At 64.5% G+C, this 14,245-nt stretch carries 15 protein-coding genes; 8 read left to right on the forward strand and 7 right to left on the reverse strand.

What is annotated here, in order from left to right; all coding sequences use genetic code 11:
• Genes DRF71_RS28090 through DRF71_RS13925 form a run of 4 tightly spaced genes read right to left on the reverse strand, consistent with a single transcriptional unit; the run spans nt 1 to nt 3,998 of the window.
• Nucleotides 1–999 (reverse strand): adenosine deaminase, encoded by a 999-nt coding sequence (locus tag DRF71_RS28090; RefSeq protein WP_198672199.1) that lies wholly within the window; start codon nt 997–999, stop codon nt 1–3.
• A 55-nt stretch (nt 1,000–1,054) separates the two neighbouring features.
• Nucleotides 1,055–2,251, reverse strand: coding sequence for a phosphopentomutase (locus DRF71_RS13915; protein WP_112311078.1), 1,197 nt, complete (start codon nt 2,249–2,251; stop codon nt 1,055–1,057).
• Nucleotides 2,252–3,592 carry a thymidine phosphorylase gene (locus DRF71_RS13920; RefSeq protein WP_112311079.1) on the reverse strand — a complete coding sequence of 447 codons (1,341 nt, stop codon included), beginning with the start codon at nt 3,590–3,592 and terminating at the stop codon, nt 2,252–2,254.
• 1 nt (nt 3,593) lies between these two features.
• Nucleotides 3,594–3,998 carry a cytidine deaminase gene (locus DRF71_RS13925; RefSeq protein WP_112311080.1) on the reverse strand — a complete coding sequence of 135 codons (405 nt, stop codon included), beginning with the start codon at nt 3,996–3,998 and terminating at the stop codon, nt 3,594–3,596.
• Between the two features lie 164 nt (nt 3,999–4,162).
• Between DRF71_RS13925 and DRF71_RS13930 the strand changes: the two genes are divergently transcribed.
• Both DRF71_RS13930 and DRF71_RS13935 read left to right on the forward strand, forming a co-directional pair.
• Nucleotides 4,163–5,035, forward strand: coding sequence for a 50S ribosomal protein L11 methyltransferase (locus tag DRF71_RS13930; RefSeq protein WP_112311081.1), 873 nt, complete (start codon nt 4,163–4,165; stop codon nt 5,033–5,035).
• A 120-nt stretch (nt 5,036–5,155) separates the two neighbouring features.
• The gene (locus tag DRF71_RS13935; RefSeq protein ID WP_112311082.1) at nt 5,156–5,515 is read left to right on the forward strand and encodes a hypothetical protein; all 360 of its coding nucleotides are present in this window, start codon (nt 5,156–5,158) and stop codon (nt 5,513–5,515) included.
• Between the two features lie 240 nt (nt 5,516–5,755).
• Here the strand turns inward: DRF71_RS13935 and DRF71_RS13940 are convergent, their stop codons facing one another.
• Entirely contained in the window at nt 5,756–5,959 is a 204-nt protein-coding gene (locus DRF71_RS13940; protein WP_112311083.1) for a DUF1127 domain-containing protein, read from the reverse strand.
• Between the two features lie 324 nt (nt 5,960–6,283).
• Here DRF71_RS13940 and ruvC point away from each other — a divergent pair, with 324 nt between their 5' ends.
• The 3 genes from ruvC (at nt 6,284) to htpX (ending at nt 8,479) form a co-directional block, all read left to right on the forward strand.
• The gene (gene ruvC, locus DRF71_RS13945) at nt 6,284–6,796 is read left to right on the forward strand and encodes a crossover junction endodeoxyribonuclease RuvC (protein WP_112311084.1); all 513 of its coding nucleotides are present in this window, start codon (nt 6,284–6,286) and stop codon (nt 6,794–6,796) included.
• Between the two features lie 13 nt (nt 6,797–6,809).
• A complete protein-coding gene (gene ruvA, locus DRF71_RS13950; RefSeq protein WP_112311085.1) occupies nt 6,810–7,487 on the forward strand; it encodes a Holliday junction branch migration protein RuvA in 678 nt (225 codons plus the stop codon).
• An 80-nt stretch (nt 7,488–7,567) separates the two neighbouring features.
• A complete protein-coding gene (htpX, locus tag DRF71_RS13955) occupies nt 7,568–8,479 on the forward strand; it encodes a zinc metalloprotease HtpX (RefSeq protein WP_112311086.1) in 912 nt (303 codons plus the stop codon).
• 138 nt (nt 8,480–8,617) lie between these two features.
• On the opposite strand, the gene DRF71_RS29445 is transcribed toward htpX, so the two are convergent.
• Nucleotides 8,618–9,343, reverse strand: a complete 726-nt coding sequence (locus DRF71_RS29445) for a transposase (protein WP_408634533.1) — start codon at nt 9,341–9,343, stop codon at nt 8,618–8,620.
• Between the two features lie 30 nt (nt 9,344–9,373).
• Between DRF71_RS29445 and ruvB the strand changes: the two genes are divergently transcribed.
• The 3 genes from ruvB to DRF71_RS13975 all read left to right on the forward strand — a co-directional run bounded on the left by ruvB (nt 9,374) and on the right by DRF71_RS13975 (nt 11,276).
• The gene (ruvB, locus tag DRF71_RS13965; RefSeq protein WP_112311088.1) at nt 9,374–10,405 is read left to right on the forward strand and encodes a Holliday junction branch migration DNA helicase RuvB; all 1,032 of its coding nucleotides are present in this window, start codon (nt 9,374–9,376) and stop codon (nt 10,403–10,405) included.
• 132 nt (nt 10,406–10,537) lie between these two features.
• Nucleotides 10,538–10,723 (forward strand): zinc-finger domain-containing protein, encoded by a 186-nt coding sequence (locus DRF71_RS13970; RefSeq protein WP_112311089.1) that lies wholly within the window; start codon nt 10,538–10,540, stop codon nt 10,721–10,723.
• Nucleotides 10,724–10,859: 136 nt separating this feature from the next.
• Nucleotides 10,860–11,276, forward strand: coding sequence for a hypothetical protein (locus DRF71_RS13975; RefSeq protein ID WP_112311090.1), 417 nt, complete (start codon nt 10,860–10,862; stop codon nt 11,274–11,276).
• A gap of 27 nt (nt 11,277–11,303) precedes the next feature.
• Here DRF71_RS13975 and polA read toward each other — a convergent pair whose 3' ends face one another.
• Complete coding sequence (gene polA / locus DRF71_RS13980) at nt 11,304–14,117, reverse strand: DNA polymerase I (RefSeq protein WP_112311091.1); 2,814 nt, start codon at nt 14,115–14,117, stop codon at nt 11,304–11,306.
• Nucleotides 14,118–14,245: the final 128 nt, after the last annotated feature.

Genomic DNA, 14,245 nt, shown 5'->3' on the forward strand with positions numbered 1-14,245 from the left:
TCAGGCCTCCAGCTTCTTTGCTATCTTCTTCTTCGTATCCGCATCGCAGAAGGCCGCGTCAAGCGCCTGCACCGCGAGTTTGCGGAACTGCCCCTCATCCCAGTCGAAAGCGCGGTGCAATTCCTCATATTCGCGCGCCATCGTGCTGCGGAAGAAGGGCGGGTCATCTGTCGAGATGGTCACTTTCACCCCGCGCCGGTCCAGTTCGCCCGCCGGATGGCAGCGCATATCGGGGTAAAGGCCAAGCGCGATATTCGAGACCGGACAAAGCTCCAGCACCACGCCGCTTTCCGCCAGCTCATCGACCAGCGCCAGATCCTCGATGGCCCGCACCCCATGCCCCAGCCGTTCGGGGCCGAGCGCGCGCAGCGTATCGCGGATCGCGTCAGGCCCCCGCCATTCCCCGGCATGGGCGGTCAGCCGCAACCCGGCCTCACGCGCGCAGTCGAAACCCCATGCGAAATCGGCCGGCTCCAGCACATTCTCATCCCCCGCCATGCCGAAACCGGTCAGAAAATCCCCCGCCGACTCCGCTGCCGCCAGAGCGGCCCGCCGCGCCCGCTCAGGCCCGAAATGGCGGATCGAAGTGGCGATGGCGCGAAAGGTGATGCCACAGGTCGCCTCGGCCACCACCGCCGCCTCGCGGATCGCGGCGATATAATCGGCAAAAGCCGAAGCATCGCCGCCACCGCAGAGATCGGGCGAGAGAAAGACCTCGCTATAGATCACACCCGAGGCCGCGCTTTCCTCAGCCACCGCCAGCATCAGCCGGTGATAATCGCGCGGGCTGCGCAAGACCGAGGCCGCTGCCTCATAAACCTTCAGGAAATGTGGAAAATCCCGCCAGGCATAGCCCCCATCCGCAGCGAAAATGCCCGAAATATCCTCCCGCTTCTCCGCCGCCATCCCCCGAATGAACGAGGCCGGCGCCGCCCCTTCCAGATGCAGATGCAACTCCACCTTGGGCAGATCCGTAAATTCACTCACAGGCGGCCTCATTTCCTCTTGATACAAATACTCCGGGGGTCCGGGGGCTGGCCCCCGGTCCGGCATTTCACAAAAACGACCGCCCCGGCCCGGGCTGCGCCACCCCCAGATGCGCCGCCACACTCGCCCCGACATCGGCAAAGGCGCGAATGCCAACGCCCCGCGCCCCGGCGCCAAAGCCCAGCACCGGCACCCTTTCGCGCGTATGTTCGGTGCCGTCCCATGTCGGGTCATTGCCATGATCGGCAGTAAATATCGCCAGATCCCCAGGACCCAGCCGCTCCAGAAACCGCGGCAGGGCGGCGTCGAACCATTCCAGCGCCCGTGCATAGCCCGCCACATCGCGGGTATGGCCGTAAAGCGTGTCGAATTCGACGAAGTTCGCGAAGACCAGCGCGCCCTCTTCGGCCTCGCCCCCCAGCCGGATCAGATGGTCAAAGAGATCGGCATCCGACTGGCCCTTCCACAGCGTGCCAATGCCGCGCATCGAGAAGATATCGCCGATCTTGCCGATCCCATGCACCATGCCGCCGGCCTTGGTCACATGTTCCGGCAAAGTCGGCGCCGGCGGCAGATGCGCATAATCGCGCCGATGGGCGGTGCGCCGGAAATCAGCGCAATCGCCAATAAACGGCCGCGCGATCACCCGACCCACCCGCCGCTCATGCAGCCAGGGCGCCAGCCCCTCGCATAGGGCCAGCAGCCGCTCCAGTCCGAACCATTCCTCATGCGCCGCGATCTGGAACACGCTGTCGGCGGAAGTATAGCAGATCGGCCAGCCGGTCCGCCTGTGTTCGTCGCAAAAGCGCCGGATCACCGGCATCCCTGAGGCATGGCAATTCCCGAGGATACCTTCGGTCCCCGCCAGCCGGCAGACCTCGGCCACCAGATCGGGCGGGAAGGCGGGGCTGGTATCGGGGAAGAGGGTCCAGTTCCAGGGCACCGGCACGCCGGCCAGTTCCCAATGGCCCGAAGGCGTGTCCTTGCCGTTCGAGACTTCCTGCGCCACCCCCCAAAGGCCATCGGGCTCTGTCACAAGTCCCGGTGCCGCCGCGCCCGAGGCCAGCCGGATCGCCGCCCCCAGCCCCAGACGGTCAAGATTGGGAAGCGACAGCGGCCCCTCGCGGCCCTGATCCGCCTGGCCTGCGGCGCAGGCCCGCGCGATGTGCAAAAGCGTATTCGCGCCTTCGTCGCCAAAAGCCGCCGCATCGGGCGCGCCGCCGCAGCCGACGGAATCCATCACGATCAGAAAGGCGCGGGGCATTCAGCCGATCCTTTTCAACACCAGCGGCCCATCGCCTGGCGTGCTGTCTTCCGGCAGGCCGGCCCAGTCGCCGATCCGATAGGCGCGCTGTACGGCGGCGATGGCGGCCTCGGCGCTTTCTATACTGGCGGCATGGATCATGGCCAGCGGCGCGCCGCCCGCCACATCTTCACCCGGAGCGGCGAGATCGGACAGGCCAACCGAGGGGTTGATCCGCGCCCCCTCCCGCGCTCTGCCACCGCCAAGCGCCAGCACCACATGACCAAGCGCCTCGCCGTCGATCGCGGTGATGATGCCGCCTTCGGGGCTGACTGCCGGGGCCGGCACCTCGACCACCACGGGGGCCGCCGGCAGGCGGTCGGGCCAGCGCTCGACGAAATCCGAAGGTCCGCCCTGGGCTGCCACCATCCGGCCGAAGATCTCGGCCGCCCGGCCGGAATCCAGCGCGGCAAGGATCTTTGCCGCCCCTTCCTGTGCATCCTGCGCAAGGCCCGCCAGCGCCAGCGCCTCGCCGCCCAGATCGCCGGTCAACAGCCGCAGGTCGGAATTGACCGAAGTGCCGGTCAGCGTCTCCATCACCTCGATCACCTCAAGCGCATTGCCGGCGGCGGTGGCCAGCGGCTGATCCATGTCGGTGATCAGCGCCCGGGCTGCGCAGCCGGCGCCTTTCGCGACCGTCACCAGCGCCCGGGCCAGCGTCTCGGCCTGGGGCAGCTTCTTCATAAACGCGCCCGAGCCGCATTTGACATCCAGCACCAGCGACCCCACCCCGGCGGCAAGCTTTTTCGACAGGATCGAGGCGGTGATCAGATCGACGCTTTCCACCGTGCCCGAGACGTCGCGGATCGCGTAAAGCCGGCGGTCGGCCGGGGCCAGCGCCTCGCCCGCCGCCACGATGGCGCAGCCGATCCGGGCGACCTGGAGCTGCATCTCTGCCTCTGGCTGCGCGGTGCGAAAGCCCGGGATCGCCTCCAGCTTGTCCAGTGTGCCGCCGGTGAAACCCAGCCCGCGCCCCGAGATCATCGGCACATAAGCGCCGCAGGCCGCCAGCGCGGGCGCCAGCAAAAGCGAGATGCAATCGCCGATGCCGCCGGTTGAATGTTTGTCGACCACCGGGCCTGGCAGCGACCAGCCGAGCCGGCGCCCGCTGTCGCGCATCCCTTCGGTCAGCGCAACGCGCCCCTCATCACCCAGCCCGCGCAGCAGGACCGCCATCGCGAAGGCACCGGCCTGGGCATCCGAAACCTCGCCCGAGGCGAGCGCGCCCGCGAACCAGCGCAAATCTGCCGCGCCAGGCGGTATGCCGTCCCGGATCGCGGTGATGATGCGGGCCGCTTCCATCTCAGCCGGCCCGCACCATATGGGCCGCGCCAAAGGCGCCGGGCAGCAGCTCGGCCACGGTCATGTTGAGGGTCTTGCCTTCGGTTGTGGCCAGCGTCACCACCACATCGGCACCGGCGAATTCGGCGATCTTCTGGCGACAGCCGCCGCAGCAGGGGACAGGCTCGGGGCTGTCGGCGATAACGAAAACACCGGCGATGCGGCGCTCTCCGGCGGCGCACATCGCGGCTATGGCGCCGGCCTCGGCACAGGTGCCCTCGGGATAGGCGATATTCTCGACATTGACGCCGGTAAAGACCGCGCCGCTTTCCGTGCGCAGCGCCACGCCGACCCTGAACCCGGAATAGGGGGCATAGGCCTGCTCGCGGATGCGGGTTGCGGGCTCGCGCAGGCTCTCATTCGGCATCGGTCCCTCCAGGCTGTGCCGCCCAACTCTGGCGCGAAGGGAGGCGCGCCGCAAGCGGGCTGTATGGGCGCGCTGAATGGGGCGCTCCGACGGGGGCAGCACGGCTTGACCCCGGCAGGGTCGCGTGTCAGGACCTTTCGCAACCCCCGATCCGGAGAAAAGACATGCCCACCTGGTCCGCCCTGACGACGCTTACCGGCGAAGAGGCCGCCCGCGCGCTTGGTGAGGCGCTGGAAGATCAGGACCTGGAACCTTACGGCGTCGGTGTCTTCGAGGTCGAGGACGGGTCGGGCCTCTGGGAGGTCGGCGCCTATTACCTGGAGGCGCCCGATGATATCGTGCTTGACCTTCTGGCGGCCGCTTACGGCGCGAAGAGCTTCCTGATTTCCGAACTGCCCGAGACCGACTGGGTCGCCAAAGTGCAGCGCGAGCTGCATCCGGTCGATGCGGGGCGTTTCTTTGTCTATGGCAGCCATGATGCCGATAAAGTGCCCGCAGGCCGCGTTGCGCTGCAGATCGAGGCCACCATGGCCTTTGGCACCGGCCATCACGGCACCACGCTGGGCTGCCTGCTGGCCTTCGACAAGCTTTATGAAGAGGGCTTCCGCCCCGCCAAAGTCGCCGATATCGGCGCCGGCACGGCGGTGCTGGCGATGGCGGCGGCAAAGATGCTGCCCGATGCGCTGGTGATCGCCTCGGATATCGACCCGGTGGCGGTGGATGTCGCCAAAGCCAATGTGGCGATCAATGATCTGGAGGGCCGGATCGAGTGCCTGGAAGCCGCCGGTTTCGATCATCGCCACCTGAAGACCGGGGCGCCCTGGGATCTCGTCTTTGCCAATATCCTCAAGGGCCCGCTGGTCGAACTGGCGCCGGCCATGTCGAAAATGACCAGGCCCGGCTCGAAGGTGATTCTGTCCGGTCTGCTGGTGGTGCAGGCCGAAACCATCATTGAGAGTTACGTTGCGTCACAGTTCCGTTTGCAGGACAGAAACGATCTCGGGGAATGGTCGGCATTGATCATGGAGCGTGTGTAAATACATGAAAACGCACAGAAAACCTGTGCCATTTTCAGAGTAATCTGCCCCGATGCCCCATTTCTGCCACATTTCCACCTCATCTATTCCTTATGGCGGGGGCCATGGGAGTAGCTGGTGATGACTTTGGCTGACTCGAATTATAAAGAATTCTCCGGGCGTCTGCGCCGGATCGAGAAAGCTCATCGTAAGGGCTATGGTTTCGAGGCCAAAGGCACCATGGGCCGGTCCTCGACCTGGCGTCGTGAACGCTCGATCGGCAAGACGCTGCGTGCCCTGCTGGTCATGGTCCTGATCGGCTGGATTATGAAAGGCGCCATCTATTTCTATGTCGGTGATGCCGTCTACGAACAGCGCGTCGCGAATATGGCCATTGGCAGCGATTTCGATCCGATTGCGGCGAATATCATGTCCGCCGATCCGGTGACGAAGCTGGTCGCGTCTTTCCTGGGCGAGGTCTTCCCGCAGAAACGCCAGTAAGGCACCCGCCCTTTTCGGTGGGTCCGACCCCAGAATGCAACCGCCCCGGCAGATGCCGAGAGGCGGTTCTTTCATGCGCGGGTCACACCCTGGCCCGGGACGGCAGCCGGAGAAGATATTTCAGGGGATAGTGCGAAAAACCAGGACCAGAAAAGCAGAAGGACCGCCTGCGGCTTCTGCCGCGAGACGGTCCTTTACTTGTCCTGTGACCCGTTCGGTCAGGGCAGTTGAGGGATACCCTCAGCGGCCCAGCATCTCGATGTCACCGCGGCACAGGCCGATATCGTCAAGCTCGCGATCCGAGAGCTTCGACAGGGCCTTCCGGGTGACGCGTGCGTCGTTCCAGGCTTTGAGGGTAGCGAAGATGCCACCCACGCCGTTAACAGCGCGATACGTCGTGATGGCGCCGAACGGCGCAGGGCGGCTCGTTTCGATGGCGGCCATGGGACTGTTTCCTTTTGTTTTCAAACTGCGTAATTTGCGGGCTTCTTTCGCCTCGTGCAGCTAAATAAACATGCTGCATGTGCAAAGCAAGCCACGACCAGGCAAGCCCGCAATGCAGCCATTGCATGCCTCAGGACACAAATTTGCCATGATCTGCCAGCGTCTGATGCTGCAATTGCAGCATTCTGTCGGCGACACAGCGCAGAGTGTCGCTTTCAGCCCGGAGACCGGATCCGGGCGCAAACGGAGGCAAGCGGAAAGAACGCGATTGGCGCATGTTCTCTTTTCGTGCTAATACAGGGCAAAAGCAAAAAGAGGGCAGGCATGCGCGTAATCGGCATTGATCCGGGGCTTCGAAACCTCGGCTGGGGGGTCATCGACGTGGCCGGCGCCCGCATCACCCATGTGGCGAATGGAATCTGCCATTCGGATCAGGAGACCGGAGACCTCGCCCGCCGCCTTGCTTCGCTGCATTTCCAGCTGACGCAGGTGTTTCAGGACTGGCAGCCGGAAACTGCGGCGGTCGAGCATACTTTCGTCAACAAGGATGCGGTGGCGACGCTGAAACTTGGCCAGGCGCGGGGGATCGCCTTGCTGGTTCCGGCGCAATTCGGGCTGGATGTCGGAGAATATGCACCAAATGCGGTGAAAAAAACCGTGGTCGGGGTTGGCCATGCCGCTAAACAACAGGTGGACCATATGGTGCGGCTGCATCTGCCGGGGGCGAAGGTTGCGGGGCCGGATGCGGCGGATGCGCTTGCCATCGCGATCTGCCACGCCCATCACATGCAAAGCGCGGGCCGGTTGCAGGCGGCGCTGAAGAGGGCGGCCGGCTGAAAGGATTAGCGGGATGATCGGCAAGATTTCGGGACGGCTGGACTGGAAGGGGCTCGACACGGTGCTGATCGACTGCCGTGGTGTGGGCTATATCGTCCATGTCTCGGACCGGACGCTGGCCGGGTTGCCGCCGGTGGGCGAGATGGTGGCGCTTTATACCGATCTCCTGGTGCGTGAGGATCTGCTGCAGCTGTTCGGCTTTCCGACCATGCTGGAAAAGGAATGGCACAAGCTGCTGACGACGGTGCAGGGGGTCGGGGCCAAGGCCTCGATGGCGATCCTCGGTGCGCTTGGGGCCGAAGGGGCGGCGCGGGCGATCACGCTGGGCGATGCGCGGGCGGTGCAGGCGGCGCCGGGCGTCGGGCCGAAACTGGCGCAACGGGTGATCCTTGAGCTGAAATCGAAAGCGCCCTCGCTGATGGCCCGGGGCGCCGGGCTGGCCCATGGCGATGCGCCGGTTTTTGAGGAGGCAGAACCCGCACCCGTTCCGCGCAAAACGGCAAAGCCGAAACCCCCGTCAGAAGGTGCCATGCGGGCCAGCTACACCGCCGATGCGCTCTCGGCTCTGGCCAATCTCGGCTATGGGGCAGGGGATGCGGCCGAGGCCGTGGCGGTGGTTTCCGGCGAGAACCCGGATGCCGATACCGCAGCCCTGATCCGGCTGGCGCTGAAACGGCTGGCCCCCCGCTGATCGTTCTGCCGATCTTGCCGCCGATCTTGCCGGGGTGCGGTTTCTCTCCATATCATTGACAGAGAAGGAGGCTGCAAAGCATGGGCAATATCCGGACTTTCGTGTTGATGACGGCATTGACGGCGCTGTTCATGGGGCTGGGTGCGCTGCTTGGTGGCATGACCGGCGCTGTGATTGCGCTGGTGGTGGCTGCGGGCATGAACCTCTTCACATACTGGAATTCGGATAAGGCGGTCTTGCGGATGACCGGCGCGCGGGCGGTGGATGAGCGCTCGGCCCCGGATCTGGTCGGGATGGTGAATCAGCTGGCCGATGCTGCCTCGATGCCGCGCCCGAAGGTCTATATCATGGAGACCGACCAGCCCAACGCATTCGCCACCGGCCGCAACCCGGCCAATGCCGCCGTGGCCGCGACGACGGGCCTGTTGGGCAGCCTCTCGCGCGAGGAAATCGCGGCGGTGATGGCACATGAGCTGGCCCATATCAAAAACCGCGATACGCTGACGATGACGGTGACGGCGACCTTTGCCGGTGCCATTGCGGTGCTGGCGAATTTCGGCATGTTCTTTGGCAGTTCTGGCCGCGACCGCCCTGGCGGCATGATCGGGACGCTGGCGCTGATGATCCTTGCTCCGATGGCGGCCGGGATCGTGCAGATGGCGATTTCCCGCTCGCGCGAATATGAGGCCGACCGGATCGGCGCCGAAATCTGCGGTCGCCCCGACTGGCTCGCATCCGCGCTGCGCAAGATCGAGGGGCTGGCGCGCGGGCGGATGAATGTCCAGGCCGAAAAGGACCCGGCTCTGGCGCATATGTTCATCATCAACCCGCTGAACGGGCGCGGCGCGGATAACCTGTTCTCGACCCATCCCTCGACCGATAATCGCATCGCCGCGCTGATGAAAATGCAACCCGGTCGCGAAGGCGGCACTCTCGCCCGCAGTTCTGTGCCCAGAACCGGGCGCGGCATCCGCCAGGACCCCTGGGGCTGAGCGCCTGCCTCTGGCTGGCGAAGTTTGAGTATTTGGATCAAGAGGAAATGAGCGTCCTCCAGGATCTGTCTCCGCACGACGGAACCATGGCTTTGCGCATGCAGGAGGAGCAAAGCCATGGATGCGTTTATGGCCTTCTCACGGCTGAGGGCGATCCTTGTATGGCTTTCGGCCGATCTGTGGAGGGATCGCGCGGCCGGGTTCAGCCCTGATCTGCGCATTGGCCCTGAGAGTGTCAGTGATGCATGCGCGTCGCGGTGCAGCCTCACAAGCGGCATTGGCCTGCGGACAATCGCCATAGTTTGCATGAATGCGATTGGCAAACCGAAGGCATAAGCGGCAGCATGTCGTTTTGTCGTCAACCCGTAGCGTGAACGACCGATGCGGCTGGCTTCGACCCCCTTTTGCACCGGACGCAGCGGCGTGCATTTTTTGAAATTTTGCTGTCGATCTGCACTCTTCGAAATCCGGCATGCCGGCCAGGGCATGGTGGAGCCTTTCCCACATGTCCGCATGTGACCGGCGGCGAAAGCCTGCATGCAGTGCGGTCTGTTTGCCGAACAGCTCTGGCCGGTCGCGCCGATGTGCTGCGTTTCCCGCCATCCCTGAAAACGCATCGACGACCAAGCGGGCATCTACCCGATTGCGTCCTGGTAAACCAGGCCCGCCGGGGCGGTGCTCTGCAATCCGGCACCATTGCGCATCCGTCAGGGTTCGTCCGCCGAAAGCTGTGCCCCTTGAACGTTTGGAATCAGGGTTAACAAACAAAGGGCATATCTGACTGCAGGCGGGAACCAGACGCAAACATTTCCGCCGGAAGTATCGCGCCGCAGGGCGCGACAGCCTGTTCGGGCCGGCTTGCAAAGCGCGCCTCGTTCGGGGATTGTTCCCGCCATGACCCAGCCCGACCCCTCGCTGCGCCCCGAGCGCCTGCCCGAAGACAGTGACCGCGCGCTGCGCCCTCAGGCGCTGGAGGATTTCGTCGGCCAGGCCGAGGCGCGCGCCAATCTGCGGATCTTCATCGAAAGCGCGAAAATGCGCGGCGAGGCGATGGATCACACCCTGTTCCACGGGCCGCCCGGCCTCGGCAAGACCACGCTGGCGCAGATCATGGCGCGCGAACTCGGCGTCGGTTTCCGCATGACATCGGGCCCGGTTCTGGCGCGGCCGGGTGACCTTGCGGCGATCCTGACCAATTTAGAGCCGCGCGATGTGCTGTTTATCGACGAGATCCACCGCCTTTCCCCGGTGGTCGAAGAGGTGCTCTACCCGGCGATGGAGGATTTCGCGCTGGATCTGGTGATCGGCGAAGGCCCGGCCGCACGCACCGTCCGCATCGACCTGCAACCTTTCACCCTGGTTGGCGCCACCACCCGCCTTGGCTTGCTGACCACGCCCCTGCGCGACCGCTTCGGCATCCCGACCAGGCTGCAATTCTACACCGAGGATGAGCTGTTCCGCATCGTCTCACGGGGGGCAGGTCTGCTTGGCGTCGAGGCCGATGAGGCCGGTTGCCGCGAGATTGCGCGGCGCGCGCGCGGCACCCCCCGGATCGCCGGGCGTCTGTTGCGCCGCGTGGTCGATTTCGCCCTGGTCGAAGCCGGAGGCCAGATCAGCCGCGCGCTTGCCGACCGCGCTTTGACCCGGCTGGGCGTTGACACGATCGGCCTCGACGGCGCCGACCGCCGCTACCTCTCGCTGCTGGCGGAAAACTATGGCGGCGGTCCGGTGGGGGTCGAAACCATCGCCGCCGCGCTGTCCGAGCCCCGCGATGCGCTGGAAGAGGTGATCGAGCCCTATCTTCTGCAACAGGGGCTGATTCAGCGCACCCCGCGCGGGCGCATGCTGGCGGCCAAAGCCTGGCGCCATCTGGGGCTTGAGGCGCCGCGCCCGCCCCAGGGGCAAAATGACCTCTTCCAGGACTGACCCATTCACCCTGTCCAGAATACGCAAAAGGTGGCAGTCGGCCCCTGGCCCCGCAGGGGCCTCTCTTGCGCCTCCTGGACCCTGCGCTATGATGGGGGCATAGCCCGTCAGCCCTTCCGAAGGACGCCTGCCATGACCCTCCCCGCGCCGGATACCAAGATCGTCACCACCTGGAAGGTGGCCTGCGACGGGGGCGAGGGTGCTCTGGGCCATCCGCGTGTCTGGCTCTCGATCCCGCAGGATACCGGCTTTGTCGAATGCGGCTATTGCGACCGGCGCTTCGAGATCGACCGCGCCCATGCGCATGATGATCACTGACAAAACCTGTCACAGCGCGTAACACGGGGCGCGCCCCGCGGCGGAGGATCTCCCGACCTTTCCCCTCTCTCCCGCCCATGCCAAAGTCGCGGCATGGCGCGTTTTGGCGTGCGTGAAAGCGTGAAATGGAATTCCGATGCCTCTTCTGACCAGAAGCCTGCCCTTTGTTCTTGCCAGCCTCGCAAGCCCCGTCTTCGCCGAGGGCAAGCTCTGCCTGACCGGCGATTTCGACGCTTTCCTCGCGCGTTTTGGCCATGAGATCACCGTGCAGGAGGCCGCGACCGCCGATCCGCTGATCATCGACGTGATCGACCCGACCGCCGAGGCAGAGCCCTATTACAACCGCATCACGGAACCACTTTCCGAGGTGCTCTGGCCGGTGATTCCCGACACGACCAGCCTGGACGGGCGCGGGCTGGAGATGCAGATCTCCGACCATGAGGGCGGCAAGGCGGTGCTTTTGCGCGGCATGAACAATGGCGAGCGCACCACTTACTATTTCAGCGAACAGCCCTGCTGGACGCTGACGGGTATCCTTGACGAGTCGATGTAGGCCAGGCGGAGCGCTGCGGGGCCGGGCTTAATGCGCCTCGGCCCAGTTCCTGCCGGTGCCGGCCTCGACCACAAGGCGCACATCCAGCCGCACCGCCGGGTCCGAGGCGTTTTCCATCACCTCTTTCGCGACCTGGATCAGGCGGTCGGCCTGATCCTCGGCCACTTCGAACAACAATTCGTCATGCACCTGGAGCAGCATCTTCGCGTCGATGCCCTGGATCGCCGCCGGCATCCGGATCATCGCGCGGCGGATCACATCGGCCGCCGTGCCCTGGATCGGCGCATTGATGGCGGCGCGTTTGGCAAAGCCGGCGCCCGGGCCTTTGGCGTTGATCTGCGGCGTGTTGATGCGGCGCCCGAACAGGGTTTTTACGCATTCATGCTGTTTCGCGAAGGCGATGGTGTCATCCATATAGGCGCGGATGCCGGGGAAACGCTCGAAATAGCGGTCGATGAAGCCCTGCGCCTCGGCGCGCGGGATCCGCAGGTTGCGGGCAAGGCCAAAGCCGGAAATGCCGTAGATCACCCCGAAATTGATCGCTTTCGCCTGGCGCCGGATCATCGGATCCATGCCTTCGACCGGCACGCCGAACATCTCTGACGCGGTCATGGCGTGGATGTCGAGCCCGTCTTTGAACGCCTGTTTCAGCGCCGGGATATCGGCGATATGCGCCAAAATCCGCAGCTCGATCTGGCTATAGTCCAGCGAGACCAGCACGCGGCCCCCGGGCGCCACGAAAGCCTCGCGGATGCGGCGACCTTCCTCGGTCCGGACCGGGATGTTTTGCAGATTCGGATCGGTCGAGGCCAGCCGCCCGGTATTCGCGCCCGCGATGGAGTATGACGTATGCACGCGGCCCGTTTCCGGGTTGATCGCCTGCTGCAGCGCATCGGTATAGGTCGATTTCAGCTTGGCGATCTGGCGCCAGTCGAGGATTTTCGCCGCGAGCTTCGCACCCTGCGGATGGGTGTCTTCCAGCGTGGTGATGTCTTCGAGAATATCGGCGCCGGTGCCATAGGCGCCGGTCTTGCCCTTCTCGCCTCCCGGCACGCCGAGCCGGTCAAACAGAACCTCACCCAACTGTTTCGGAGAGCCGGGGTTGAACTTTTCCCCTGCAACCTCAACGATTTCGTCTTCATACTGCGCGAGCTTTTGTGCAAAGGCGTTCGACATCCGCGCCAGCGTGTCACGGTCAACCTTGACCCCCGCCATTTCCATTTCCGCCAGCACTGTGACCAGCGGGCGCTCCAGCGTCTCATAGACGGTGGTGACCTTTTCGCGGTGGAGGCGCGGTTTGAACTCCTGCCAGAAGCGCAGCGTCACATCGGCATCTTCCGCCGCATAGGCGGTGGCGGCGGCAATATCGACCTTGTCAAAGGTCACCTGCGACTTGCCGGAGCCGATCAGATCCTTGATCGGTTTGGTCTGATGGCCAAGATACAGCTCCGACAGCTCGTCCATGCCGTGATTATGCCTGCCCGCGAACATCGCATAGCTCATCAGCATGGTGTCGTCGAAAGGCGCGACGCGGATGGGCGGGTGCTGGCGCGCGAAAATCTTCCAGTCATATTTGATATTCTGGCCGATTTTCAGGATCGCAGCGTCTTCCAGCACGGGTTTCAGCTTTGCCAGCACCTCGCCTGGATCCATCTGCCCCTCGACCCGTTCAGCGGCGCCAAAGAGGTCATCGCCACCCTTCACATGCGCCAGCGGAATATAGGCCGCTTTGCCGGTATCGACCGACAGCGAGATCCCCACCAGCTCCGCCTGCATCTCATCAAGCGAGGTGGTTTCAGTATCGACCGCAACATGACCGATCTCGCGGATGCGGGCGATCCAGGCGTCCAGCGTGGCATGATCGGTGATCGCGATATAGCCCGCCGCATCAATCGCGGGCTTCTCGACAAGCGTGACCGGGGCCGCAGGCTTCGCCGCCTCGATCACCGGCGCCTCGACCTTCAGCTTTTCGGCCACCCGGCGCGAGAGGCCGCGGAATTCCATCGCGGTCAGGAAGGCCAGCAGCTTTTCGGCATCGGGTTTCAGCACTTCCAGCTGATCCAGCGTCACCTCAAGCGGCACCTCTGCATCCAGCGACACAAGCTGTTTCGAGGTCAGGATCTGGGCGCGATTGTCGATCAGCGTCTCGCGCCGTTTGGGCTGTCTGATCTCTCCCGCGCGCTCCAGCAGCGCTTCGAGCGAGCCATATTCGTTGATCAGCAAAGCCGCCGTTTTCAGCCCGATTCCCGGCGCGCCAGGGACGTTATCGACCGCGTCTCCGGCCAAAGCCTGAACATCGACGACGCGATCCGGTCCGACGCCGAATTTCTCGAACACCTCATCCGGGCCGATCTGGCGGTTCTTCATCGGCTCCAGAATATCGACGCCGGGGCGCACCAGCTGCATCAGATCCTTGTCGGATGAGATGATGGTGGCAGAGCCTCCGGCCTCCACCGCCAGCCGCGCCAGCGTCGCGATGATGTCATCGGCCTCAAAGCCGGGCTGCTCGATACAGGCGACGTTGAAGGCCCGCGTCGCCTCGCGCGTCAGCGGAAATTGCGGGCGCAGATCCTCGGGCGGCGGCGGGCGGTTGGCCTTGTAATCCGGGTAGATATCGTTGCGGAAGGTCTTAGAGGAGTGGTCGAACACCACAGCGATATGGGTGGCGGCACCTGACGCCCTCTCCTTCGTGATCTCGCCCCAGAGGATGTTGGAAAACCCCTGGACAGCGCCCACCGGCGTGCCATCGGATTTGGTCAGCGGCGGCAGCGCGTGATAGGCCCTGAAAATATAGGCCGAGCCGTCGATCAGATGCAGATGGTGGCCTTTGCCGAAGGTCATGTCGCGCTCTCCCGTCTGCCTTTGGCCGCGACTCTCTGTCTGCGGCCCCGAAGTGGTGACCCCGAACTGGCGGCCCCGACCTGGCGGTCAGTAATGGCAGAGAGTGGCGGCGCGGTCCAGCCGGGCCA

Source organism: Pseudogemmobacter bohemicus (assembly GCF_003290025.1).
GTDB lineage: Bacteria > Pseudomonadota > Alphaproteobacteria > Rhodobacterales > Rhodobacteraceae > Pseudogemmobacter > Pseudogemmobacter bohemicus.